26 protein-coding genes and 1 pseudogene are annotated in these 23,712 nt (G+C 33.8%); 11 read left to right on the top strand and 16 right to left on the bottom strand.

Annotated elements, in window-relative coordinates:
- Nucleotides 1-32: 32 nt before the first annotated feature.
- From MZO21_RS05785 to MZO21_RS05795, 3 genes are read left to right on the top strand one after another with little or no spacing between them, the layout of a single operon-like run.
- On the top strand, nucleotides 33-1,331 hold the full coding sequence (locus MZO21_RS05785) for an ABC1 kinase family protein (protein ID WP_154773474.1): 1,299 nt from the start codon (nucleotides 33-35) through the stop codon (nucleotides 1,329-1,331).
- 31 nt (nucleotides 1,332-1,362) lie between these two features.
- On the top strand, nucleotides 1,363-1,743 hold the full coding sequence (gene folB, locus MZO21_RS05790) for a dihydroneopterin aldolase (protein ID WP_154773475.1): 381 nt from the start codon (nucleotides 1,363-1,365) through the stop codon (nucleotides 1,741-1,743).
- Entirely contained in the window at nucleotides 1,700-2,131 is a 432-nt protein-coding gene (locus MZO21_RS05795) for a 2-amino-4-hydroxy-6-hydroxymethyldihydropteridine diphosphokinase (protein ID WP_154773476.1), read from the top strand. The genes folB and MZO21_RS05795 overlap by 44 nt, the downstream gene beginning before the upstream one ends.
- A 71-nt stretch (nucleotides 2,132-2,202) precedes the next feature.
- On the opposite strand, the gene MZO21_RS05800 is transcribed toward MZO21_RS05795, so the two are convergent.
- Nucleotides 2,203-2,688, bottom strand: coding sequence for a transposase (locus MZO21_RS05800; RefSeq protein WP_227557093.1), 486 nt, complete (start codon nucleotides 2,686-2,688; stop codon nucleotides 2,203-2,205).
- Between the two features lie 47 nt (nucleotides 2,689-2,735).
- On the bottom strand, nucleotides 2,736-3,041 hold the full coding sequence (locus MZO21_RS05805) for an IS630 transposase-related protein (protein WP_087547287.1): 306 nt from the start codon (nucleotides 3,039-3,041) through the stop codon (nucleotides 2,736-2,738).
- Between the two features lie 76 nt (nucleotides 3,042-3,117).
- Here MZO21_RS05805 and MZO21_RS05810 point away from each other — a divergent pair, with 76 nt between their 5' ends.
- The 3 genes from MZO21_RS05810 (at nucleotide 3,118) to MZO21_RS05820 (ending at nucleotide 4,934) form a co-directional block, all read left to right on the top strand.
- Nucleotides 3,118-3,666, top strand: a complete 549-nt coding sequence (locus MZO21_RS05810; protein ID WP_154773477.1) for an Ail/Lom family outer membrane beta-barrel protein — start codon at nucleotides 3,118-3,120, stop codon at nucleotides 3,664-3,666.
- A gap of 250 nt (nucleotides 3,667-3,916) precedes the next feature.
- A complete protein-coding gene (locus MZO21_RS05815; RefSeq protein ID WP_248104181.1) occupies nucleotides 3,917-4,456 on the top strand; it encodes an Ail/Lom family outer membrane beta-barrel protein in 540 nt (179 codons plus the stop codon).
- 244 nt (nucleotides 4,457-4,700) lie between these two features.
- A complete protein-coding gene (locus MZO21_RS05820; protein ID WP_154773517.1) occupies nucleotides 4,701-4,934 on the top strand; it encodes a hypothetical protein in 234 nt (77 codons plus the stop codon).
- Nucleotides 4,935-4,996: 62 nt separating this feature from the next.
- Here the strand turns inward: MZO21_RS05820 and MZO21_RS05825 are convergent, their stop codons facing one another.
- Complete coding sequence (locus tag MZO21_RS05825; RefSeq protein ID WP_154773516.1) at nucleotides 4,997-5,185, bottom strand: hypothetical protein; 189 nt, start codon at nucleotides 5,183-5,185, stop codon at nucleotides 4,997-4,999.
- 284 nt (nucleotides 5,186-5,469) lie between these two features.
- Here MZO21_RS05825 and MZO21_RS05830 point away from each other — a divergent pair, with 284 nt between their 5' ends.
- Nucleotides 5,470-6,630, top strand: coding sequence for an MFS transporter (locus tag MZO21_RS05830; protein ID WP_171501353.1), 1,161 nt, complete (start codon nucleotides 5,470-5,472; stop codon nucleotides 6,628-6,630).
- A gap of 13 nt (nucleotides 6,631-6,643) precedes the next feature.
- On the opposite strand, the gene MZO21_RS05835 is transcribed toward MZO21_RS05830, so the two are convergent.
- The 3 genes from MZO21_RS05835 to MZO21_RS05845 are packed head-to-tail and all read right to left on the bottom strand — an operon-like array spanning nucleotide 6,644 to nucleotide 8,948.
- Nucleotides 6,644-8,074 (bottom strand): sensor domain-containing diguanylate cyclase, encoded by a 1,431-nt coding sequence (locus tag MZO21_RS05835; protein ID WP_248104178.1) that lies wholly within the window; start codon nucleotides 8,072-8,074, stop codon nucleotides 6,644-6,646.
- 35 nt (nucleotides 8,075-8,109) lie between these two features.
- Entirely contained in the window at nucleotides 8,110-8,595 is a 486-nt protein-coding gene (locus MZO21_RS05840) for a transposase (RefSeq protein WP_227557093.1), read from the bottom strand.
- Between the two features lie 47 nt (nucleotides 8,596-8,642).
- A complete protein-coding gene (locus tag MZO21_RS05845; protein ID WP_087547287.1) occupies nucleotides 8,643-8,948 on the bottom strand; it encodes an IS630 transposase-related protein in 306 nt (101 codons plus the stop codon).
- 210 nt (nucleotides 8,949-9,158) lie between these two features.
- Here MZO21_RS05845 and MZO21_RS05850 point away from each other — a divergent pair, with 210 nt between their 5' ends.
- The gene (locus MZO21_RS05850) at nucleotides 9,159-9,644 is read left to right on the top strand and encodes a hypothetical protein (protein WP_154773514.1); all 486 of its coding nucleotides are present in this window, start codon (nucleotides 9,159-9,161) and stop codon (nucleotides 9,642-9,644) included.
- Nucleotides 9,645-9,717: 73 nt separating this feature from the next.
- Here the strand turns inward: MZO21_RS05850 and accC are convergent, their stop codons facing one another.
- The 5 genes from accC to MZO21_RS05875 form a co-directional block, all read right to left on the bottom strand.
- Nucleotides 9,718-11,076, bottom strand: coding sequence for an acetyl-CoA carboxylase biotin carboxylase subunit (gene accC, locus MZO21_RS05855; protein WP_154773513.1), 1,359 nt, complete (start codon nucleotides 11,074-11,076; stop codon nucleotides 9,718-9,720).
- A gap of 17 nt (nucleotides 11,077-11,093) precedes the next feature.
- Nucleotides 11,094-11,516: an acetyl-CoA carboxylase biotin carboxyl carrier protein gene (gene accB, locus MZO21_RS05860; protein WP_154773512.1), complete on the bottom strand. Its 423-nt coding sequence runs from the start codon at nucleotides 11,514-11,516 to the stop codon at nucleotides 11,094-11,096.
- A 17-nt stretch (nucleotides 11,517-11,533) separates the two neighbouring features.
- Nucleotides 11,534-11,989 (bottom strand): type II 3-dehydroquinate dehydratase, encoded by a 456-nt coding sequence (gene aroQ / locus MZO21_RS05865; protein WP_154773511.1) that lies wholly within the window; start codon nucleotides 11,987-11,989, stop codon nucleotides 11,534-11,536.
- 806 nt (nucleotides 11,990-12,795) lie between these two features.
- The gene (gene thiM, locus MZO21_RS05870; RefSeq protein WP_154773510.1) at nucleotides 12,796-13,626 is read right to left on the bottom strand and encodes a hydroxyethylthiazole kinase; all 831 of its coding nucleotides are present in this window, start codon (nucleotides 13,624-13,626) and stop codon (nucleotides 12,796-12,798) included.
- Nucleotides 13,627-13,667: 41 nt separating this feature from the next.
- A complete protein-coding gene (locus tag MZO21_RS05875; protein WP_248103364.1) occupies nucleotides 13,668-14,831 on the bottom strand; it encodes a hypothetical protein in 1,164 nt (387 codons plus the stop codon).
- A 354-nt stretch (nucleotides 14,832-15,185) separates the two neighbouring features.
- On the opposite strand from MZO21_RS05875, the gene pepN reads away from it, so the two are divergent.
- Both pepN and MZO21_RS05885 read left to right on the top strand, forming a co-directional pair.
- The gene (gene pepN, locus MZO21_RS05880; protein ID WP_248103355.1) at nucleotides 15,186-17,795 is read left to right on the top strand and encodes an aminopeptidase N; all 2,610 of its coding nucleotides are present in this window, start codon (nucleotides 15,186-15,188) and stop codon (nucleotides 17,793-17,795) included.
- A 228-nt stretch (nucleotides 17,796-18,023) separates the two neighbouring features.
- On the top strand, nucleotides 18,024-18,248 hold the full coding sequence (locus MZO21_RS05885; RefSeq protein ID WP_154773507.1) for a hypothetical protein: 225 nt from the start codon (nucleotides 18,024-18,026) through the stop codon (nucleotides 18,246-18,248).
- A gap of 44 nt (nucleotides 18,249-18,292) precedes the next feature.
- Here MZO21_RS05885 and MZO21_RS05890 read toward each other — a convergent pair whose 3' ends face one another.
- Nucleotides 18,293-18,739, bottom strand: coding sequence for a universal stress protein (locus MZO21_RS05890; RefSeq protein WP_154773506.1), 447 nt, complete (start codon nucleotides 18,737-18,739; stop codon nucleotides 18,293-18,295).
- A 127-nt stretch (nucleotides 18,740-18,866) separates the two neighbouring features.
- Entirely contained in the window at nucleotides 18,867-19,310 is a 444-nt protein-coding gene (locus MZO21_RS05895; protein ID WP_248103358.1) for a universal stress protein, read from the bottom strand.
- Nucleotides 19,311-19,561: 251 nt separating this feature from the next.
- On the opposite strand from MZO21_RS05895, the pseudogene MZO21_RS05900 reads away from it, so the two are divergent.
- Nucleotides 19,562-20,567, top strand: a pseudogene (locus MZO21_RS05900) (alpha/beta hydrolase).
- A 101-nt stretch (nucleotides 20,568-20,668) separates the two neighbouring features.
- Here MZO21_RS05900 and MZO21_RS05905 read toward each other — a convergent pair.
- The 3 genes from MZO21_RS05905 to tal all read right to left on the bottom strand — a co-directional run bounded on the left by MZO21_RS05905 (nucleotide 20,669) and on the right by tal (nucleotide 23,680).
- Nucleotides 20,669-21,844, bottom strand: coding sequence for a benzoate/H(+) symporter BenE family transporter (locus MZO21_RS05905; RefSeq protein ID WP_154773503.1), 1,176 nt, complete (start codon nucleotides 21,842-21,844; stop codon nucleotides 20,669-20,671).
- A gap of 127 nt (nucleotides 21,845-21,971) precedes the next feature.
- Entirely contained in the window at nucleotides 21,972-22,619 is a 648-nt protein-coding gene (gene leuE / locus MZO21_RS05910) for a leucine efflux protein LeuE (RefSeq protein ID WP_171501352.1), read from the bottom strand.
- A 71-nt stretch (nucleotides 22,620-22,690) separates the two neighbouring features.
- The gene (gene tal, locus MZO21_RS05915; protein WP_154773502.1) at nucleotides 22,691-23,680 is read right to left on the bottom strand and encodes a transaldolase; all 990 of its coding nucleotides are present in this window, start codon (nucleotides 23,678-23,680) and stop codon (nucleotides 22,691-22,693) included.
- Between the last annotated feature and the right edge of the window lie 32 nt (nucleotides 23,681-23,712).

Consider the following 23,712-nt stretch of genomic DNA (forward strand, 5'->3'; position numbering starts at 1 on the left):
CACTCGGTGCAATTATTTTTTCCTAAGACATTATGAAAAAGAAAATTTGGTTAGATGGACTTAAGTCAGTTGCCCGAATGGGTGAAACTGCGGTTGTTGCTGCGAAGGCTGGTATTAAATACGCAACTGAAAAACCAAGTAACGCAAAATTAATGCGTGAAACTTTTGAATCTTTAGGTTCAACTTATATTAAGTTAGGGCAGTTTATTGCCAGTACGCCATCACTTTTTCCACGTGAATATGTAGAAGAATTTCAGGGTTGTTTAGATCAAACACCAAAATTGCCATTTAGCTATATTGAAGGTGTTTTAGCATCTGAATTTGCAGGGCGAGATTTAGGTGAAATTTTTGCATCTATTGATGAAACACCGCTTGCATCTGCATCTATTGCACAAGTTCATGCTGCTAAATTAGTGAGCGGTGAAGATGTTGTCATTAAAGTTCAAAAACCTGGTGTAGAAACTATTCTTTATACAGATTTAAATGTATTACATTGGTCTGCAAAAATTTTAGAAAAAGTTGTTCCAAAAGTGAAGTTTGCTTCACTAGCAGATATTGTTGAAGAAATTAAAAACCGTATGGTTCGTGAAGTCGACTTTATTGAAGAAGCAAAAAACATTGACGATTTTTCTCAATATTTAGAACTTACTCAGAATAAAACTGCAACAGCGCCCAAAGTTTATCATCTATATTCAACACGCCGTGTTCTGACTATGCAGCGCTTTTTTGGTGTGCCATTAACAGATTTTAATGTTGTTAAAAAAGTATCAAAAGATCCATCTCAAGTGCTCATTACAGCCATGAATACTTGGTTTGGCAGTTTGATGATGTGTAATAGTTTTCATGCAGATTTACATGCAGGAAACCTGATGCTACTTGAAGATGGTCGAGTTGGCTTTATCGATTTTGGTATTGTTGGACAGCTCAAACCTGAAGTTTGGACAGCATGTATTGCATTTATGGATGCACTGCAAAAAACGGATTTCCCATTAATGGCAGAAAATATGCTGAAAATGGGTATGACGGATCGAGAAATTGACACCAAGATTTTAGCGGATGATTTAGAACGTCTATTTAGTGGTGTATTACTTGCAGATCCACAAGACATTTTGTCGTCAAATCCTGCCGATTTAAACGATATTATGATGGATATGGTTGCTGTAGGTGAACGTCATGGAATTCGCTTCCCGCGAGATTTTGCTTTGCTCTTTAAACAAATGCTGTATTTCGATCGCTTTATGCGCATTCTAGCGCCATATACAGATATTTATGCAGACCAGCGTTTACAGATGGTGCAAACTATAGACCCAAATCTTTTATTAAAACATTAATAAAGATTTAATTTAGATATAAGGTTGAGTTATGGATGCAATCATCATTGAAGGCTTAAAAGTGGATACAGTAGTTGGATGTTTCAATTGGGAACGTCAAATTATTCAACCACTCATGCTTGATTTGACTTTGCAAACAAATCTTGAACAGGCTTCAAATTCAGATGAACTTGAAGACACCATGAACTATGCTGAAATTTGTGAAATTTCAGCAAAAGTGATTCAAGAAGCTCAACCAAAATTGATTGAACATGCTGCAAAATTGGTGATAAATGCATTATTTACACAATTTTCTGCAATTGAATCAATCATCATCACGATCCGTAAGCCTGCAATTATCCCGCAAGCAAATTCTGTAGGAATTCGTCTTGAACGACACCGAAACGATTTTCGCGCTAGCATTAGCGAGTAATTTCGAGCCTGAATTTAATTTTAAAAAAGCCTATAACAGAATCCTAACGCTAGGTGATGTTCAGTTTTCTGATATTTATTTAATACCATGTCGTGATGGTGTTGGTGATGATTATTGGAATTCTGCATGCTTAATTAAAAGTAAATATGCTATAGATGAAATTCTATCTATTTTAAAAAAAATGGAAGAAGAGTCGAATCGTGTACGTCCATCTCATAAAATTTCATTAGATGTCGATTTAATTGCATGGGGAATGCAATTAGATGATATGCAATTTAATCCGAAAAAATTACCTTTGGCTTTAGATGTGAAAGTTCCAATGTCAGACATTTGGCATAACTCTTTGTTTGAATCTCCTAATATTTCATATCCAAAAATCCAAGATTGATATATCACATGAAAAATGTAGCTTATTACGCATTAAATTAATTTTAGTGTATATTCCGTTTGTATATATAGCTAAATACTAAATAAATCATTACAGTAATCTTTAAATAATTTATCAATATCTTTAACTCTAAACTTATTTCGAATCGCCTTGACTCGCGACCACATATTTTCTATTGGATTTAAATCTGGACTATATCTAGGAAGCCACACAATGTAATGGCCCGCACAACGTACCAACTCCTGAAGTCTTTTCCCTTTGTGAAAGGTCGCATTGTCCATAATCAAAACACTGCTTTCTTTCAACTTAGGTAATAAATCCTGTTCAATCCAACATTCAAATACTTCTGTGTTCACTGAACAATTAAACACACCAACTGTCAGCAATCTATTTTCAATGATTGCACCGATCACATTACTGCAATTCTTCAACTGCCAGTTAAATTTACCTTCAGCACGTGTTCCTTGAAGGCTATAACTATGAGTTCTGGTACTTTCACTTTGAAAACCACTTTCATCTATGTAAATCAGAGGCAATTTCCCTTCTAAACACTCTATGAGATTTTGAAATTGCTGACGTTGATTTTGATCTGCTTTAGGATGCTTTAACGTCTTTTTTTACGCGATATTCCTGCGGCATGTAACGCATTAAATACCGCATGAGTGCTTACTCCTAAACGTTCAGCTCGCTCATACTGATAATCATCAGGATATTGTTCAACATCCTTCAATATTTGCTCTCTGCTAATTTTAGCTGGACGGCCAGGAATAGGTTTGTTTGTAGTGGACTTTTTCCAGTTCTGAATTGTCTGTATACAGATGTTAAAATGCTGTGCTGCTTTTCGCACAGACATTTCATCTCGAATCATAATTTCTATGACTTTGTCTTTAAAATCTTTTGAATATCCCATATCTCTATTGTTCTATAGTTTTTAGGATTTGGCTATAGATACATTTAAATAAAAAATTTAGATAATGAGAACGGATATGTTAAATAACACATTAAAATTAGGTTTATTAGTTGCTGCTGTAGCTGCATCTTCATCTGTATTTGCTGATAACCATACATTTTCATTAGGTTATGCACAAACTGAAGTTGAAGGCTTTACAGATTTGAAGGGTATTAATGCTCAGTATCGCTACGAATGGGATTCTCCATTTAGCTTATTAGCATCTGTATCTTATATGGAGCGTAAAGTGACTATGGTTGATGCTCCAGATGAAATTTATAAAACAAAAGTAGACTATACTTCATTTTTATTAGGTCCAGCTTATCGTTTTAATAATGTTGTAAGTGCTTATGCGCTTGTTGGTGTTGCTAAGATTGATTCAAAAGATGATGAATATGATGATGTTGGTTTTGTTGGGTCTGAGAGTAACTCAGCAACAGAATTAGCTTACGGTGCAGGTGTTATTGTTAATCCTATTCAAAATTTATCAATTAATGTGGGTTACGAAGGCTCTAAACTAACAAGTAAAAATTCTGATAAGCAAGCATTTAACGGCTTTAATGTAGGCGTTGGCTACCGCTTCTAAGTTCAAATAATGTTTTAAAAGGCTCAGAAATCTGAGCCTTTTTCTATTGATAAATGAGGGATTATTTGATGGCTTATAAAAACAAGAAACCCTTAAAAAAAATAAGATTTATTTGTAAAACTCATAACTATTATCAATTAATCAAGTTTTAAAATGAAAGTACTTATATTAACTTTCATGTAATGCTTAATTGTTTTTTAATAATATCTAATTAATTGGGCAGTTTTTTACAATAATTTTAGGATATAACATGTTAGTTAAAAATATTAGTCTGGGTTTACTATTGGGTTTCGTGGCTTCAACTTCTGTTATGGCTGCAACACATACTGTTTCATTGGGTTATGGCCAGTCAAAAATTAATGAAAGTGAAGGGCTAAAAGATTTAAAAGGTGTCAACGTTCAGTACCAATATGAAACCCAATCTCCATGGGGCGTAGTTGTTTCATCTTCTTATCTTACGGGAGATGAAACATTGGCATATGATGGTGGGCGTGAGAAAATAGATGGAAAATATTTTTCACTTTTAGCAGGCCCATCTTATCGCTTTAATGAGTATGTGAGTACATATGTACTTGCTGGTTTTTCTCATATTAAAGCAGAAGTAGATGAGCTTGATTTTGATGGTACATATCATTCAATTGAAAAAGGCTCTGAAACAGGTTTTGCCTATGGTGTTGGTCTTACTGTAAATCCTATTCAGAATATCGCGATTAATGTGGGTTATGAAGGAACCAATGTAGACAGTACTAGATTTAACGGATTCAACGTAGGTGTTGGTTACCGTTTCTAAGTGTAAAACATTTAAAAAAGGCTCAAAAATTTGGGCCTTTTTTGTAGATTGATCTAACACTTTTGAGTTTAAGATTTGTTTTGAGATTTGCATTGAAATAAAAAGAATAGGAATGATATATGAATAGGTAAATAAATAATTTATTTGTTTAAGGATTAAACTTTTTTTGAAATTAAAGGTTTATTCATTGTCTAAACAGTGGTAAAAATAAAAATAAAGTGTTCAGTGAAAGTAGGTACATCTTATGAAAACCACAGTAAAGTATGTTGTATTAAAAAGTTTAGATTACCAATTAGGAACGCCATTATTTCAAGAAGAAATTGATGCAGACTCACAATATTTTGATCAAATTCCTGCTGTTATTTCGTTTCAAAATCATCAATTTAAAGTAAAGTCAAAAGAGCAAAAACGTATTTACTTAGCTGAAGAGCAAGAAGAAATGCAAACAATTATCGTAAAAGTTATTTCACAGATTTAAGTTTTATATTTTTATTTGAAGTAAAAAGCTCGCATTTGCGAGCTTTTTATCATATTTGTTAATTAATCAGTAATTTGTTCTGTTTTACTGATTAATATAGCTGTAAAAATTGGCACACCAAAACTTGGAAGCATAAGTAAAATCCAAAACTCCACAAGATTATGGTCACTCAGTGTTTTTATGAGAATAGTACCAACGACAAGAACTAAAGCTAAACAGCTCGCAAATAATACAAAGAATTTTTTAAGCATAAAATAATTCCATAAAATATTTAAGGATTTAATTACTATACGCCTAAATGAATAGAAATACATCTGAATATGCTTAAAAGAAGGGCAGTATTTTTAAATCAATAATATGATGAAGTTCTTGTTTCATAATACGTAAATTAAAATATTTTGTATTTTATGTCGTTAGTTGGTTATTCATATCTCATGTACTACTGATATCTAGATGTCTGTATAATATTTAAATTAGTTTATATATTCATACCTTATGTGAATATTGATGAGAAACACTTAGGGATTATATTTTAGTGAAAGCACTTCCAATTCAGCATAAATTAGGTGCATTTTACTTTTTTTATTATGCAATTGTTGGCACATTTATGCCTTTTTGGGGCCTTTATTTAGAAGATCAGGGTTTCAATTTTCAAGAAATAGGTTTGTTATCATCAATTGCTATTATTACACGGTTTTTCGCACCATTTATATGGGGGTGGATTGCAGATAAATCGGGTAAAAGAATGTTGCTGGTTCGTATTGCAACTTGGATGGAAGCTTGTGTTTGGTTTATGATTTTTATTATTCCAAATAGCTTTCAATCTATTGCATTACTTATGCTTATTTTTAGTTTTTTTCAAAATGCAATTTTGGCGCAATTTGAAGGTGTTACTCTATTTTGGCTGGCAGAAAAACGAACTGAGCTGTATGGTAAAGTGCGTAAATGGGGCTCTGTTGGTTTTATTGTTGGTGTATTTGGCATAGGTGCTTTATTAGAAATTATTTCAATTTCTATGTTGCCAATTTTATTATTATGTATCGCTTTTTTAGCATTCATTTGGTCATTTACAATTAAGGAACCGAGTGAAGCACCAGTATCTCAAAAAAAATTAGAACCTTTAATTCCAATATTAAAAAATCCTATTGTTTATTCATTTTTCATTATTGAATTTATAATGCTTTTTTCACATGCACCATTTTATAGTTTTTATAGTAACTATTTAAATCATGCCGGTTTTCAAACTTCTGTTATTGGATTTTTATGGGCAGCTGGCGTAATTGCTGAAATTATCATGTTCGCATATGCAAATGTATTTTTAACACGTTACTCATGGCGAACATTGGTTTGTGTTTGCTTAGTAATTACAGGATTACGCTGGTGTATTGTTGGTATATTTCCCACAAATTTTAGTATGCAATTCTTAGCACAAATTATTCATGCATTTAGTTTTGGATTATTTCACATGATTGCAATGAGAATTATTTTTCAAAATTTTACAATGGGTCAGCAGGGACGAGGGCAAGCAATTTACAGTACAATGTGGGGCTTAGGTGTTGCACTTGGTAGTTTACTTGCAGGTCATTATTGGGAGCAAATTGGCGGTTCTGCAATATTTATAATTGCAGGATTATCTACACTTTTAGGTATATTTTTTATTAAAAAATTACCAAATAATATTATGAGGTTAGAATAAGTATAAGCACATTTTAAGCTAAAACAACGCAATTTCGACCGCTATCTTTTGCTCGATAAAGTGCTTGATCTGCAGTATTAATAAGTTGTTGTAATTCCAAACGTGATGGAAGATAAGTATGCGTAACACCCATGCTGACAGTAATTTTAATCGGGTTCTCTTGTTCAATATGAATAAAAGTTTCAGATAGTTGTACTCGAATACGCTCAGCAATCATTAATGCTTCTTCTTTATCGACATTAGATAAAAGTACAACAAACTCTTCACCGCCATGTCGGCAAAAAAGGTCTTCGCTTCTTAAGTTTTCTTTCACAATATCGGCAAATTTTTTAAGTACAATATCACCTGCGTGATGTCCGTAGTTATCATTCAGTTTTTTGAAAAAATCGATATCAAGCATTAGGAAACAAGCTTCTTTGTATTTTTTACTTGTTAGTCTTTGTTCACTCAGTCTAATAAAACTACGACGATTCATAGTATCTGTAAGAGTGTCATGATTGGCTAAATAATAGATTTCTTTAAATAATAGTTTGCGATTTTGACTAATAATACACAGAACAATTGTGGCTAATCCCAGAATAGCTAAGCCAATACGAATAGATGTGATTTCTTTTAAAAATGAATTGGTTGTGTCATATAAATATAAATATGACACGCTGTGATATAACGTTAGGCAAACGAAGCTATTAATAATAGCAATATTAAAGAGACTGTAAATAGAAGCAGCCCAAACAAGTGTTGCAAGTGGATAAAGTAAAGCACCTGGTCCGTAATAAGAATGCGTTAATATCATTGAAAGTATAACAGCAATAAACGGCAGTGCATCAAAAGGATTAAATGACCTTGAGCGTTTATTTATGAAAAAATGTTTAATTTCAATGAGCTTTGGAAAAGCAAGCACTAAAGGCAAAACAATAACTGCATTTAAAAATTCACCACTCCACCAATTCGTAAAATCTACTAGTAATTGGGTCTTTGACATGAATGTGCCTGGTACATAAGGAATAGTATTAACGGCAAATGTAGATCCAATTAATGTTCCTAAAATCAGCGCAAAAATATAAGGATAGATGATTTGAGGCCCATCTTTGAAATATTTAAATTGGTTTTGAATATAAACCAATATACTGATTGTACTAAGCACAGCAACAAAGTTAGTCATTGTTAATATGAATGCCAAAGCAAGACCATTCCCAGTAAGAAGATCTGCAATCATATATCCAGAGAATGCACCCCATAATGCACTTGCCGTTCGCATTCTAGGGAAGCGAATAAGTAAACCTAAGAAAACTGGATTTGCTGGCCAAAAAAATGCAGAGTAAGCTAAAGGTCGTGTAAAAATTCCAATAAGCGCCGCACTAAAAATTGCCACAGCAAAAATGACAAAGATATAGGAATGTCTTTGAATTTGCTGGCGACTTAGTTGAATTAATTTAGCTTGCAAATTTACACCTCAACAATTATGAAACTTATATATAGCTAAATACTAAATAAATCATTACAGTAATCTTTAAATAATTTATCAATATCTTTAACTCTAAACTTATTTCGAATCGCCTTGACTCGCGACCACATATTTTCTATTGGATTTAAATCTGGACTATATCTAGGAAGCCACACAATGTAATGGCCCGCACAACGTACCAACTCCTGAAGTCTTTTCCCTTTGTGAAAGGTCGCATTGTCCATAATCAAAACACTGCTTTCTTTCAACTTAGGTAATAAATCCTGTTCAATCCAACATTCAAATACTTCTGTGTTCACTGAACAATTAAACACACCAACTGTCAGCAATCTATTTTCAATGATTGCACCGATCACATTACTGCAATTCTTCAACTGCCAGTTAAATTTACCTTCAGCACGTGTTCCTTGAAGGCTATAACTATGAGTTCTGGTACTTTCACTTTGAAAACCACTTTCATCTATGTAAATCAGAGGCAATTTCCCTTCTAAACACTCTATGAGATTTTGAAATTGCTGACGTTGATTTTGATCTGCTTTAGGATGCTTTAACGTCTTTTTTTACGCGATATTCCTGCGGCATGTAACGCATTAAATACCGCATGAGTGCTTACTCCTAAACGTTCAGCTCGCTCATACTGATAATCATCAGGATATTGTTCAACATCCTTCAATATTTGCTCTCTGCTAATTTTAGCTGGACGGCCAGGAATAGGTTTGTTTGTAGTGGACTTTTTCCAGTTCTGAATTGTCTGTATACAGATGTTAAAATGCTGTGCTGCTTTTCGCACAGACATTTCATCTCGAATCATAATTTCTATGACTTTGTCTTTAAAATCTTTTGAATATCCCATATCTCTATTGTTCTATAGTTTTTAGGATTTGGCTATAGTTTCTTTTATTATGATGCTTTTATAAGTATTACCCAAAGATTATATTGTTAAGTGTTGAAATGCAAAATAATTTTACTGAAATTAAATTATTTGTTGGTATTTGTTTTTGTAATATATCATTTTTTTGTAAATATGATAACGTTAATATAAATGGAATAACTTTAAATCCTTATGAAAAAAATAGCGCTATTGGCATTAATTAATTTATACGGTTCTATGATTTATGCTGAAAATTTAAAATCAACTGAAGTACAACCAAATTCAAAAGCCAATTCATCTGTTACTGAAAATACCATTCGTATTCAAACTAGACCTGAAATAGTCGGGCTTTGGGGGATGCATATAGCAAATAAAAACAAATGTGTGGAATATTATAATTTTAAAAGTAATAGCGAATTATTGGTTAAAAGTGGGAGTGAGTGGTCAACAGGCATTTATGACTATCAACCAACACCCGATATAAATTCTGTCTTATCAGCATTAACTTTTCAAATTCAATTTGATAATAATGCCGTCGATTGTTCAGGTATTCAAGAAGATCAAACTGGTGAAATAAGTCAATATTATGTGAAATGGAAAAATCCAAATACTTTAAGTTTATGTAATGGAGAAAACTCTGATCAATGTTTCGCAACATTAAAACGTGTTTTACCTTAACGTTTCAAATATATATAAAAAAACCGCTCATTGATAGCGGTTTTTTTATATAGCAATTTATTTGGGATTAGAATTAGTCTTGATGACCTTCTAATTGTTTTAATAAATGCTTTTCTAAATAATGAATATCCATCGCTTTTTCACGGAAGTTTTTATCTTCTAGAATTAAGTCTTTGTGTAATGGAATATTTGTTTTAACGCCAGTTAAAATCATTTCATCTAAAGCTTGTTTCATACGAGCCATAGATGTCGCGCGATCTTTACCATGTGCAATAAGTTTAGCAATCATTGAGTCATAATATGGCGGAATGCTGTAGCCATCATAAATATGAGAGTCTAAACGAATGCCTGCACCGCCTGGCGCATAGAAGTGCTCAATTTTACCTGGTGAAGGTAAGAAAGTTGTTGGATCTTCTGCATTAATACGACATTCAATTGCATGACCTTTAACTTCAACATCTTTTTGTTGGATATTTAAGCCTAAGCCACCAGCAATTAGAAGTTGCTGCTCAATAATGTCGATACCTGTTACCATTTCAGTTACAGGATGCTCAACTTGAACACGTGTATTCATTTCAATGAAGAAAAATTCACCATCTTCAAATAAGAATTCAAACGTACCAGCACCACGATATTGCATTAATTTACAAGCTTTTACACAAGCTTCTAAAATATCTGCACGTGCTTTTTCAGGCAAGTTTGGAGCAGGTGCTTCTTCAAGTACTTTTTGATGGCGACGCTGTAAAGAACAGTCACGGTCATATAAGTGAATTGCATGGCCGTTACCATCTGCAAGAATTTGCACTTCAACATGGCGAGGCTTTTGTAGGAAACGTTCCATGTAAACAGTATCATCACTGAACCACATTTCAGCATCGCGTTGAGCAGCTTGAACAGACTCAAGTAATGTATCTACGTTTTCAACAATACGCATACCACGACCACCACCGCCAGAAGCAGCTTTTACAATAAGCGGGAAGCCAATTTCTTTTGCTTCAGCTAATGCATTTTGTGGTGTTACGGCATGTGCAGAACCGGGAACTGTAGGAACGCCAGCTTTACGCATTGCGGTAATTGCCGAAACTTTATTCCCCATAAGGCGAATATGTTCAGGGCGAGGACCAATGAATGTAAAACCTGAGTTTTCTACAATTTCTGCAAATTCAGCATTTTCAGCTAAGAAACCATAACCTGGGTGAATTGCATCTGCACCTGTAATTTCAGCAGCAGTAATAATCGCAGGAATGTTTAAGTAACTTTCACTACTTGCACCTGGACCAATACATACGGCTTCATCACAAAAGCGAAGATGCATAAGATCTTTATCGGCACTGGAATAAATACCAACGGTTTTAATTCCTAAAGTTTTGCAAGCTCGTGTAATGCGTAACGCAATTTCACCACGGTTTGCAATTAAAACTTTTTGCAACATTGTGAATCCCCGAGGTCTTAAGCGCGGTAGCGGAATAATGGTTGACCGAACTGAATTACTTCGCCATTTTTAACTAAAATTTCTTCAATCACGCCACTTTGAGTTGCTTCAATTGGATTCATGATTTTCATTGCTTCAATAATACCAAGTGTTTCACCAGCAGAAACAGTTTGACCTACTTTAACGAAAGTTGGTTCGCCTGGGCTTGGTGCTGTATAGAACACGCCAACCATTGGTGAAGTTTCAACTGCACCACGTGGAGATTTAGCCGCAGGTGCAGCAGGTGCTGCTGATGGTGTTGGCATAGCTGGAATCGCTGCTGCGACAACCGGATTACGACGAGTTAATGCAATCGATTGATCGCCTTCTTTAACTTCAATCGCCTGTAAGTCAGACTCAATCATCAAATCGATGAGTTTTTTGATTTTACGGATATCCATGAGACAGTATTCCTAATTTAAGATTGTGTAGAAGATTGAATTTTTTCAATAGCAAAGTCGAGGGCAGAGGCATAACCTTTTGCACCTAAACCACAAATTACGCCAACAGCTTTATCTGATAAATATGAGTGATGTCTAAATGCTTCACGTGCATGTACATTAGATAAATGAACTTCAATAAAAGGTATTGCTACCCCAAGTAACGCATCTCTAAGCGCAACCGATGTATGTGTTAGTGCTGCTGGATTAATAATGATAAATTGTGTACCGTCTTGTTTCGCTTGATGAATGCGATCCACAATTGCACCTTCCCAGTTACTTTGGAAAGTGTCTAAAGAAATAGAAGCTTTTTGTGCTTGGTTTGTGAGCTGTAAGTTGATATCTTCAAGAGTAAGATAACCATAAACTTCAGGTTCACGTTTTCCCAATAAATTTAAATTCGGTCCATGAATGACCAAAATGGTCGCACTCATTCAGCCTGCTCCAATTATAAGTTGCAAAGTTATTTTGCAAGATGTCTGCAAAGTTTGCTAATTATGGCATAAAATTCTACATTTTTTTTATAATTTCTTTTAATTGACGCAGAAGTCTTTTGCCAAAACTTGGCTATATAATGTAAATTTTGCAAGTAAATGGCAATGTTAAAAAATGACAAATTATCTATTTGTTACTAATTTTTACATTGTAGGGCAATTGGCGAAAATGATGAAATAAAATTATGTAGCCTAAGTGTATTTAATTGATTGTGATAATAAAGAAATTAACAAACAAGCTTACATAATTGATCTGATCAACAAACCTATATGGCATGTGATGATTTTATGCATAATATTTAGTCATATTTTTGCTTGTAAAAAATAGCTTTGAAAGCGATTTTTAATTTTTAAATTCTTTTGTATTTTATAAATAAATGAAATAAAACATTAGTTTAAGTGGTATTTTGGGTTTTTTAAGCGTAAGTGAATTCATCTTTTTTTGAATGAGGAATCTAATATCGAATTTTTTAAATTTAGTTCTTATAAAAAAGTGGGCTTACGATATAATGTCCAATTATTTTCATTTATGCTTTTTATATTTATTTTAAGATATTTTTATTTATAGAAAAGAACTGACGATTTATCTCAAATATTCGAATATTTTTAAGATAAAAATATAAATTGAGAAATTATTGGATTGGCAAAAAATACGTATTTGCCATTTATCATTGAGAGTTTTAAAGCAAATTTTTGTATTTTGGGGGGAATGGAGATTTGATTTAACGTAAATCTCCATAATTAAGTTACTGTATTATTTCAATATCTGCGTAATTTTTAAGTTTTTCGGCATTCATTGTGTAAATTTCATCTAAAAATGAAACGCCAAAACTTCCTACAGAGGTTGCCTTCTCAAAAGCTAATTTACCTGCAATTGCAAAGTGAATGTGAGCCGCAATAGCAGCAATACTTGGTTTACTAACAGCACAATATGCAGCAATTAATGCACCTAAAGCACAACCTGTCGCTGTTAATTTTGGTTGTAAGAATGACCCACCATTAATTTGAATGATTGCAGGAATATCTTTTGCCACAATAAAATCTGATTCGCCAGAAATTGCGACACAATCAGTTTGCTGTAAAAGTACATTCGCTTGTAAATAAACATCTGCACTATTTAATGTGCTGTCTACGCCTTTAGATTGAACCTGATTTCCAGCAAGTGTGCTTATTTCAGAAGCATTGCCGCGAATTACAGTAGGGTTAAACTTAACAAGTTCATCAACTGTTTGTGAGCGCCAAGCCAAAATAGTACCATAACCAACAGGGTCAAGTACCCAAGGTTTATTATGATTTGAACAAGTTTGAGCTGTAATTTTCATTGCTTGAGCTTGTTCTGTTGTAGGTGTGCCTGTATTTATACTAATTGCACCAGAAATTTTGGCAAAACTTTCAGCTTCAAATGGGTTATCAATCATTGCAGGAGATGCACCTGCTGCTAAAAGAATATTAGCAACATAATTGGCTGCAACACTGTTGGTAATACAATGAACCAATGGTTGTTGAGCTTGTAGCTGATTCCAAGCTTCAATGACTTGTTCTAAAATTTCAGATTTTAGTTGGCTAGAATCATTCATAAGATAAATTTGACTCGTACTATTTGGGGCAAAGTAAGGTGTTATTGAGTGAAGTAATGGTCTTGATGTTTACAGTTTCTGCAAAATAAAGACACATAATCTTCTGCGTCATAATCGACAGTGAGTTCGTTGGAACCACAGTGCATACAACGCTTGAGAGAGTAAAATTTTAAGCGAGGTTCAATTTTTTTCCATGAGCGCCAAAATGGTTGGAAAAAGATTTTTTCATCGTAGCCTAAAAATTTATAAAATAAGATTTCACTCATTTTACTTAATGGAATATTGTAAGGACGCGGTAAAGTTGTTGTTTCCCATTTTTCTGTTAATGCACGTTCACGGTATTGTTGTAAGGTTTTTTTTAATAAATTGGTGTTAATGAAATTTTCATTTCTAGGTTTTAATGCATTTTGTTGATGTAAATATTCCAAAGCATTTTGAATTAAATAATAAATTTGTCCAACGGCAAGAGATTCCATTAAGCGGTAACAGAAGCTTTGAAAACTTTGATTTCCTGCAATTTGAATGCCCCAGGTTCTGCAATAAAATTGCATAAATTGCACAATTTCTTGGTAAAGCAAAAGTTGAAGAGTATCTTTAACTTCATCTGAAGATTGAAAAGGCACACCTAATGCTAAGTTTTCATAAAACCAATTTCTTAATTGTTGCGTAACACTAAAAAGGCTAGGTTCCGAATAACCATCTAAACGTACATTTATATAGTATTGTTGTGCTGAGTCGCTAAATTCTTTAGCCACAAGAACATTATCTTTAACCAGTTGTTTAATTAAATAGCTTTGAAATAAATAACTTGGGCTAATAGGGCGATATTTAAGTTGATCCCAATCAATGAATTCTTGATGTCCCGTATGTTCATCAACTAACTCATCTAAAATACCCAATAAAAATAATTTATTTAAAAAGCTAAGATGATTCAGGTCATATTCAAAAACATCTTGGGTTTTTTGCTTAATTTTTCGTTGTTCTTGCTGCATTGTTTCTTTCATCAGCTTTTTACGTTCTGATGTACATTTATCGCAATGACAATTTTGCTTGTTGTCTTGAAAGACTTTATGGAAGCAGCTTATACATTCGTGATAATTCATTTCTTTATCGAACTGTTCTGCTTCAATCCAATTCATAGATGCGCGACACAAAGGGCATTGTGTACTTTCATCAAGCTGTTTTTGGAGAATTTGAAGCATAATAATCCATAAGAAAAATTGTCTAATTGAATTATACACAAGACCTAGAGATAAAATTGTTTTTCTCTATTTTGAATGAATTTACAAGAAATTAGCATCTATTCATTAAAACTGAAAGAATGATGGTTTTAAGATTCGAACGACTGTTTACATTTGTATCGAATGTTGTTTAAACGTATCTAGAAAAACTGCTGTAAATAAAATAAATGCATTAATTTCAGTGCTTTTGTGTTGAAAAATACTGCTCAAGTCCCATATATAAAGACAGATGAATTGCAAAGACAATCTCTGTAAGTTTGAAGTATGATCGAATGACTTCACAGGAAAGTTAGAGCTAAAACAACAGTAGGATACAATATGAATATTGCGGCAAATCCAGTAGTAGAAGCAGATCAAACAATATATTTGAAAGATTATCAAAAACCATCATTCTTGGTCGATTCTATTCATTTGGATATTCAAGTTTTTGCAGATCATACCAACGTAAATTCAAAATTGGTTATGCAACGCCAAACTGCTGGTGATTTGGTTCTTTTAGGTCGTGACCTTGAACTTAAAGCGATTCGCTTAAACGGAAAAACGCTGGACAATACAGAATATTCGCTTAATTCAGAACAATTGGTTATTCAAAATGCGCCTGAAAATAGCATTATTGAAACAGAAGTTGTTATTCATCCTGAATCAAATACTATGCTTGAAGGTTTATATCAAGCAGCTTCAGATTTGTTTGTAACACAAAATGAGCCTGAAGGATTCCGTAAAATTACTTTCTATCCAGACCGTCCAGATGTTTTGTCTGTATTTACCACACGTGTAGAAGCAGACAAAAAATTCCCTGTATTACTTGCTAACGGTAATTTAATTGAAAAAGGCGAAGCAGGTGAAGGTCGCCATTATGCAATTTGGCAAGATCCAACGAAAAAACCAGCTTATTTATTTGCATGCGTAATTGGTGATTTGGCTGTTTTAAAAGATACTTTTGTGACTTCTGAAGGACGTAATGTTGCTTTAGAAATTTATGCAGAAGAAAAAGATATTCCAAAATGCCATATTGCAATGCAAGCTTTAAAACATTCTATGCGTTGGGATGAAGAGCATTATGGCTTACCTTACGATTTAGATATTTACATGATTGTTGCAACAAGTGCATTTAACATGGGTGCAATGGAGAATAAAGGCTTAAACATCTTTAATACTTCATGTGTGCTTGCAGATGAAGAATACACAACTGATGCTGCAATTATGCAAGTACAAGCGGTAATTGCGCACGAATACTTCCATAACTGGACAGGTAACCGTATTACTTGTCGTGACTGGTTTCAATTGTGTTTAAAAGAAGGCTTAACGGTTTTCCGTGATCAATCTTTCACAGAAGATTTACAATCTGCGGCTGTTCAACGTATTGATGACGTTGCAGTATTAAAAGGGCATCAATTCCCTGAAGATTCAGGTCCTTTATCGCATCCGCCACGTCCAGATCACTTTGTAGAAATTAATAACTTCTATACAGCAACTGTTTATGAAAAAGGTGCGGAAATTAACCGCATGATGGCAACATTATTGGGCAAAGAAAAATTCCGTAAAGGTACAGACGAATATTTCAAGCGTCACGATGGTCAAGCCGTTACAGTTGAAGATTGGGTTGCTGCGCTTACAGCAGGTTCAGGTGTCGATTTATCTAACTTCCTAACTTGGTACAACCAACCGGGTACGCCAAAATTAGAAGCAAAAGGTGAATATGATGAGACAACTCAAACGTATCGTTTAAACCTAAAACAAAGCTTAAAAGCAAATGCCAAATATCCAAATTTAAAAGCTGTGCCAATTCCAGTTGCTTTAGCTTTGTTTGACGCTGCATCAGGTGAACAGCTTGTTCTTGAATCTGAAGCTTTAGTTGAAAATGCTGTAAAAGATGGCGTTTACTTATTTGAACAAAATGAAGCAAGCATTGAATTTAAAAATGTAATGACAAAGCCTGTTGTATCGTTGCTTCGTAATTTCTCTGCACCTGTAAATCTTGAATTTAACTATTCAGATGAAGACCTTGCATTCTTATTGCAGTATGAAACCAATGGTTTTAACCAATGGCAAGCAACGCAGACTTTACTTGAACGTATTTTATTAAATGGTCATTCATCTGACATTTATGTTCAGGCAATGAAAAATGCATTACCTGAAGTGATAAAGAAAGATCCGCTACTTGCTTCTCGTTTGTTTGATGTACCAACTGAAGGTTATTTAGGAAGCCGTATAGACGCGAACTATAATCCTCTAGAGATTCAAGAAAAACGCAATTCGTTGTTAGATACATTGGCAAATGCATTTGGCGCTTTCTGTAAAGAAGCGTATTTAGCGTTAGACCCTGCAAATGAAACAGAGTTTTCACAAGCAATGGGTGTTCGAGCGTTAAAAAATATTCTTTTGGCAATGATTGCGCGTCAAGGTGATGAATCTGCATTTGAATTGGCAGATGCACAGTACAAATCAACAAAAAATATGTCTGAGCGTTTAGGTGCTTTACGTGTATTGGTTTGGAGTGATGCACCGCAAGCTGAAGCTGCATTAATTGATTTTTATCTACGTTTTAAAGATGAAGCTTTATCTATGGATCAGTGGTTCATGGTGCAAGCAGCACATCCTAAAGCGAATGCGGAAACCATTGCGTATTTAACTTCACATCCTGATTATGACCTTGGTGTACCAAACAGAATTCGTTCTGTAACAGGCGGTTTAAATGCAAATCCTGTAAACACTTGGAGTTTTGGTGTTCAGCATTTTGTAGGTTTGGCTAAGTATTTAGATGAAAAAAATCCAATTATTGGTTCTCGTTTATTGCAAGCTTTATCTCGTTGGTACACTTTAGCAGAACCTCAGCGTTCGCAAGTAAAAGCGGATTTAGAAGCACTGAAGCCTTTAGTTAAATCTAAAAACGTTTCTGAAACATTAAACAGCATTTTAAACGCGTAATTTCTGCTTATATTGTTTGTATATATTTAGAAGCCAAATGACTTAGGTTGTTTGGCTTTTTATATTGTTTAATAAAAATTTAAAAATGTGTTATAATATTTGGACAGATAATAAAAACTTCTATTTTTCCTCTCAATTATCGTTTTAGCGATATTTCTAGATGTCATAATTCTTCTGTTGTTGATGTTCCAAAAGGAACGATTTTTAAGTATTAAATTGGTGTAAATATTGAGTAATAGTAATCAATTGGTTGCGAAAGCAATTAATGGTAGTGAAATTGTAGTATCCCTAGTACCTTCGAAAAAAATGCAAAATACGCGAGAAGGGTTTATCTGGGTAAATGTTGGCTTAAATATTTTATTAGATTCTGGTCGTGAAATTGAGTTAAATCAAGACCGTCGTAGTTTTTATACAGCTTTAAACCAAATGTACTATCTACCGCATCGCGTATAGTTCATCTATATATAAAAAGCCCGTTTAAACGGGCTTTTATATTTTTATACTTTAACAATGAGTACGGGGATGTGAGATTGTGTCAGCACGTTTTGTGCAACACTTCCAAGCACCATCTTTTTAAAGCCCGTGTGACCATGTGAACCCATAATAATTAAATCGGCACTAACTTCATTAGCAATAGCCATAATGCCTTCAGATGCTGCAACGCCACGAATCACTTTCGTATTTACAGATACGCCATCTCGAACAAATAATCGTTCTATGTCTTTTAAGCGAAGCTGAGCATTTTCTTCGGCTTGCATAAAATAATCTGTAATTGCAGGTGCAACTTTATAAAAATCGACCCCTTTAAATGGATCTACAGAAATAACGCTCATTACTGTTACTTCACTTTTTAGTTCTTTGGCTAGAGCAAGTGCTTGTTCAACTGCTGCATAGGAAATAGGAGATTCATCTACAGGAACCAAAATATGTTTATATGTTGTCATCTGTTTTTCCTAAATTTTTAACTGAAATAGTATCGTTTGTATTTAAAAGACTTATTGAGTATGAGTATTTATAGTGGTGCAGAGTTGAATAAAGCTCAATTTAAATTGAGCTTTATTCTGATGGAATTTAGTTTTTAACAACAAGCACAGGAATTTCTGTTTTGTTTAATACGTCTTGAGCAAAACTGCCTAGAATTAATTTTTTGAAACCTTTACGACCATGTGAACCCATCACAATGAGGTCAACTTTTTCATTTGTTGCTGCTGTTGAAACGCCATCAGCATTTACTTGTCCTTTTACTACTTTTACATTAGCTTCAACGCCTTCAGCTTTTGCAAACTCACTTGCTTCTTTTAAAGCTGCTTCTGCATTTTCATAAGCAATAACAAAATATTCTTTCATTACAGCAGAAGAGTAATAAAAATCTGCATCTGTAAATGGGTCTTCAGCAACAAGGCTAATTAAGCTTAGTTTGCTGTTAAATGCTTTTGCAATTTGGGCTGCTTTTTTTACAGCAGAAAAAGAAATTTGTGAACCATCTACAGGAACTAAAATATGATTATAAGACATTAAAAAATGCTCCAAAGTTATCGTTATTACCCTACTAATTAATTGATAACACATTGTTAGAAATGGTTCAAACCTTATAATACGATCGTAGAAAAATCATTAATTTTAGTTAAATTTTTGTTATGGAATTGGCAAAATAAGTATATGAATTAGGTTGGTTTTTGGGTTGTTTTGAAGCATTGTTTTTACATATTTATATAGGTTCAAATTTAAAAATAAATTAAACTCCACACAATATTTTTTATATATGAATGAAAGGATTAGTAGTGCAATTTAAATTTGCTGTTATGAGTTTGGTTTTATCTTTAGCCATTAGTGGCTGTCAAAATACACAAAACAATAGCAAAATAATTGCAGGTGCATTTAATGCATCTACAAATATTCAAAAAAAAGTTTATTGAACGTCATGCGCCTGAAAATATTAAAGTTACGCGTAATATTCAATATATGGAAACTCCAAGTTTACATTTCGATTTATATCAACCTGAAAATATTGCTGAATTAGCTAAGCGACCTGTTGTTGTTTGGATTCACGGCGGTGGTTGGATTTCTGGTTCTAAAGAACATGCCAGTGGATATTTCAAGCGTTTGGCAGAGCAAGGCTACAATATTATTTCAGTTGAATATCAAGTTGCACCTACAGAAATTTATCCTCAACAATTACTACAAATTGATCAAGCTTTAGAGTTTATAAAACAGCATGCAAATAAGTATCAAATTGATGCGAGCCAAATTTACTTAGCAGGAGATTCTGCGGGTGCGAATATGGCAAGTCATTATGCTGCACTTGTTGCAAATTCTGAGTTTGCGCAGGCTTCATCTTTATATCCAAAAACTTCAATTGAACAATTAAAAGGTTTAATTTTGCATTGTGGGATTTATGATTTAGAAAGTTTTATAAATAACAGTTCGAGTGAAATGAAATTGCTTGAATGGGGGATTACAAATCTTGTTCAAGCTTATACAGGTGGCAAAAAGGATGATGCAAAATTCTTGGCAGATATTTCGCCAAGTCAGCATTTAACAAAGAGTTATCCACCTGTATTTATAAGTGGTGGAAATAAAGACTTTTTAACTGAAAGCCAGTCTGTGCCTTTTGTTCAGCTGCTTAAAGAAAAGAATATTCCTGTGACTGATGTTTTTTACCCAAATTCAAAAGAGTTACTTGTGCATGAATATCAATTTATGATGAGTAAAAAAGCGAGCCAAGAAACCTTTATTAAAACCATTGAGTTTTTAAAGCGAACTTCAGACTAAGTTATTTATCTTTACTTAAAGAATAAATAGCCTAAGCATTATTTATTCTGAGTTTAATAAAAGCAAACCGAGGTTTGCTTTTATTTTCACGTTATTCTTCGTTAAGATTTCTTTGCTTTAAATTTGAAAATTAAAGAAACTGCAAAACCAAATAATAATCCCCAGAATGCAGAGCCAATGCCAAAAAATTGGACACCTGAAGCACTAAATAAGAATGTCAGCAAAGCAGCTTCGCGTTCATCTACATTTTGAAAAGCAATTGCGATGTTATGACCAATGGTGCCAAAGAGTGCAATACCTGCAAGCGCTGTAATAAATACCAAAGGAAATGCCATTAAGAAGCTTGTTAAAGTCGCGGCAAAAAGTCCCATTAATATGTAGAAAAATCCACAACTTATTCCTGCAATATAACGGCGTTTTTCATCAGGATGCGCTTGGTCATCTAAGCTAATTGCGGCACTAATTGCAGCAATGTTCACAGTGAAACAACCAAATGGGGCAAGTAAAGTTTGGGAAAGACCTGTAAATCCAATCAGTTGATTTACATGTGGTTGATAGCCATAACTACGAATCATTGCTAAACCGGGTAAATATTGCGATGCCATATTAATCACAAATAAAGGCAGGGCTAAACCTAAAATTGCAGATACAGAAAATTCAGGACTAATCCAAACAGGTTGTGCCAAAGACCATTGAATATTGGGTGTGTTGAATGTAAGGAATAAAGGACACAGTAAAATACCTGCAATTACTGTAATAACAATGCTATAACGAGGTAAAAGGCGCTTGGAAATAACGTAGCTTGCAAGTAAAGCAAGAATGAAACCCCATTCTTGTTGCATAGTTGCAAAAATACTAATACCAAATTTAAGAAGTACACCTGCAAGCATGGCACTTGTTAAGCTTTGAGGAATATATTCCAACGCTTTTTTAAATGCGCCTAAATAGCCAAGAACTGCTGTAAGTAAACCACAAATTAAAAATGCACCAATCGCTTGATTTAGCGTATAGCCACTACCAGTTGCAATAATGAGTGCTAAACCTGCGGTAGACCAAGAGGTTGCAACAGGATATTTATATTTCCAAGATAGAAATAAACCGCTAATACCAATACCAAGTCCAAGTGCCCAAAACCAAGACGTAATTTGTTCGGGGCTAGCACCTAAAAGTTGCGCAGCTTGAATAACCAATACAGATGAAACACTTATACCTACGAGAAAGGTAATAAATCCTGCAAAAACTGCAGGTATAGAAAAATCTTGAATGAGCTTTTGCATGAGTCCTTGCAACATTATTATTAATGAGTAATTTATTAATGGATAATTCGAGTAGTTATCATACGCTTTTCATTAGTGTGGTTAAAGAATAGTTCTGATAAGGATTATCTAAAAAGTGAGTAAGGAACTAAAGAGTTGATGTTGCGAGTTTTAAGCCAAAACCACAAAATAATATTCCAACACTTGCTACACAAATGGCGGTAAGTTTAAATCTGTTTGAAAAGTAAGATGCTAATTTTGCACCAGAAAAAATAAGAATAGTTAAGTAGCTCATGCTGATAATTTGTAAAATAATTGCAAGTGCTGTGAAAGTAATTGCAGGGTATGTATAAGCAGGATCTACAAATTGCACAAAAAAAGACAAATAAAATAAAATCGCTTTAGGGTTTAAAATGCTAATTGTTAACGCCGTACTAAATGGCTTAACTTGTTCTAAAGATTGCTTTTCTTCTACTCTTTCAGGTATTTTTACCGCGTTAAATGTATGGTACGCAGCAATAAGTAACTTAATACCTAAATAGCTTAAATAAGTTGCACCAACCACTTTTAATAAAATGAATAGCCACGGAAAAGCATGAAGTAAAGATGCAGCACCTAAGGCAGTTAATATAATTAAAATCATATCGCCGGTGTAAACGCCCAAAGCACCTTTGTAACCAGCTTTAATACCAAATCGAGAAGCAACAGACATTACAAACAATGAGTTTGGGCCTGGTAATATCACAATTAAAATTGTGCCAATAATATAGGTTGCTAAATCTGTGATACCAAACACGAGGCAGAACTCAAATAAAAAGCCGATGTGAGTATATCAACATCGGCTATAAAAATGGTTTAAAAGTGTGATTAAGCTTTTATTTCAGCATCAATTCCGAAAGATTGACGCAATAAACTATTTAATTGTTCACGTGCTTTAATAAAGCCATCTATACCACCTTGTAATAATTGAGATGACATCAAGTCATGTTCAATTGCTTGTTTAAAACTTTCTTTGTTTAACGCTACAAGATCTTGTGGATTATTTTCAGATACTTGATTTTCAGAAAGTTGAGCTTTAACTATGCGAGTATCTTGGTCTAGTTCCGCAAGTAAGTTTGGCGCAACGGTTAATAAATCACAGCCAGCTAAACCTAAAACTTGGTCAATACTTCGGAAGCTTGCACCCATAATTTCCGTTTTAATATTGTGTTGTTTGTAGAAATGATAAATCTGTTTTACAGACAGTACACCAGGGTCTTTATCGATAGGGTAAGCATCTACATTTTCTGCTTTTTTGTACCAATCTAAAATACGACCCACAAATGGTGAAATGAGCGTTACTTTTGCATCGGCACATGCCTGAGCTTGGTGTAAGCCAAAGAGCAGGGTTAAATTACAGTGAATGCCTTCAGCCTCTAAAATACGCGCAGCTTGAATGCCTTCCCATGTAGATGCAATTTTAATTAAAATTCGGTTTTGATCTACGCCATATGCTTTGTATAAAGCCAATAATTCTTTTGCTTTAGCAACCGTTGCTTCTGTGTCATAAGACAAAGCAGCATCAACTTCTGTAGATACACGACCATCAATGAGTTTTAAAATTTCTACACCAAACTTAACAGTTAAAATGTCGATAGTGCGTTCAATCAGCTCATCATCTTCATATTTTTCATTTCTAGCTTGAGCAAATGCACTTTGAATAAGTTCTAAGTTTTCTGCTTGGTTTGCTGCGGCCGTAATTAAAGATGGATTTGTCGTTGCATCTAATGGGCGGAACTTTTCAATTGCTGCTAAGTCACTACTATCTGCAACAATGGTGGTCAATTTTTTTAATTGATTTAAGGCTGTAAGTGTCATTCGTTTCTATTCTTTAAAGTTGTTTACCCATC

The sequence above is a fragment of the Acinetobacter portensis genome, assembly GCF_023158935.1.
In the GTDB taxonomy this organism is placed as follows: Bacteria; Pseudomonadota; Gammaproteobacteria; order Pseudomonadales; family Moraxellaceae; genus Acinetobacter; species Acinetobacter faecalis.

What these genes read in the sequence shown, in the direction of transcription:
- MZO21_RS05825 (WP_154773516.1), bottom strand. Translation starts at nt 5,185, where the DNA reads ATGCTTAAAAAATTCTTTGTATTATTTGCGAGCTGTTTAGCTTTAGTT.
- aroQ (WP_154773511.1), bottom strand. Translation starts at nt 11,989, where the DNA reads ATGAGTGCGACCATTTTGGTCATTCATGGACCGAATTTAAATTTATTG.
- MZO21_RS05895 (WP_248103358.1), bottom strand. Translation starts at nt 19,310, where the DNA reads ATGTCTTATAATCATATTTTAGTTCCTGTAGATGGTTCACAAATTTCT.
- accB (WP_154773512.1), bottom strand. Translation starts at nt 11,516, where the DNA reads ATGGATATCCGTAAAATCAAAAAACTCATCGATTTGATGATTGAGTCT.
- tal (WP_154773502.1), bottom strand. Translation starts at nt 23,680, where the DNA reads ATGACACTTACAGCCTTAAATCAATTAAAAAAATTGACCACCATTGTT.
- MZO21_RS05810 (WP_154773477.1), top strand. Translation starts at nt 3,118, where the DNA reads ATGTTAAATAACACATTAAAATTAGGTTTATTAGTTGCTGCTGTAGCT.
- MZO21_RS05845 (WP_087547287.1), bottom strand. Translation starts at nt 8,948, where the DNA reads ATGGGATATTCAAAAGATTTTAAAGACAAAGTCATAGAAATTATGATT.
- thiM (WP_154773510.1), bottom strand. Translation starts at nt 13,626, where the DNA reads ATGAATGATTCTAGCCAACTAAAATCTGAAATTTTAGAACAAGTCATT.
- pepN (WP_248103355.1), top strand. Translation starts at nt 15,186, where the DNA reads ATGAATATTGCGGCAAATCCAGTAGTAGAAGCAGATCAAACAATATAT.
- MZO21_RS05805 (WP_087547287.1), bottom strand. Translation starts at nt 3,041, where the DNA reads ATGGGATATTCAAAAGATTTTAAAGACAAAGTCATAGAAATTATGATT.
- MZO21_RS05820 (WP_154773517.1), top strand. Translation starts at nt 4,701, where the DNA reads ATGAAAACCACAGTAAAGTATGTTGTATTAAAAAGTTTAGATTACCAA.
- folB (WP_154773475.1), top strand. Translation starts at nt 1,363, where the DNA reads ATGGATGCAATCATCATTGAAGGCTTAAAAGTGGATACAGTAGTTGGA.
- MZO21_RS05850 (WP_154773514.1), top strand. Translation starts at nt 9,159, where the DNA reads ATGAAAAAAATAGCGCTATTGGCATTAATTAATTTATACGGTTCTATG.
- MZO21_RS05905 (WP_154773503.1), bottom strand. Translation starts at nt 21,844, where the DNA reads ATGCAAAAGCTCATTCAAGATTTTTCTATACCTGCAGTTTTTGCAGGA.
- MZO21_RS05815 (WP_248104181.1), top strand. Translation starts at nt 3,917, where the DNA reads ATGTTAGTTAAAAATATTAGTCTGGGTTTACTATTGGGTTTCGTGGCT.
- MZO21_RS05785 (WP_154773474.1), top strand. Translation starts at nt 33, where the DNA reads ATGAAAAAGAAAATTTGGTTAGATGGACTTAAGTCAGTTGCCCGAATG.
- MZO21_RS05890 (WP_154773506.1), bottom strand. Translation starts at nt 18,739, where the DNA reads ATGACAACATATAAACATATTTTGGTTCCTGTAGATGAATCTCCTATT.
- accC (WP_154773513.1), bottom strand. Translation starts at nt 11,076, where the DNA reads ATGTTGCAAAAAGTTTTAATTGCAAACCGTGGTGAAATTGCGTTACGC.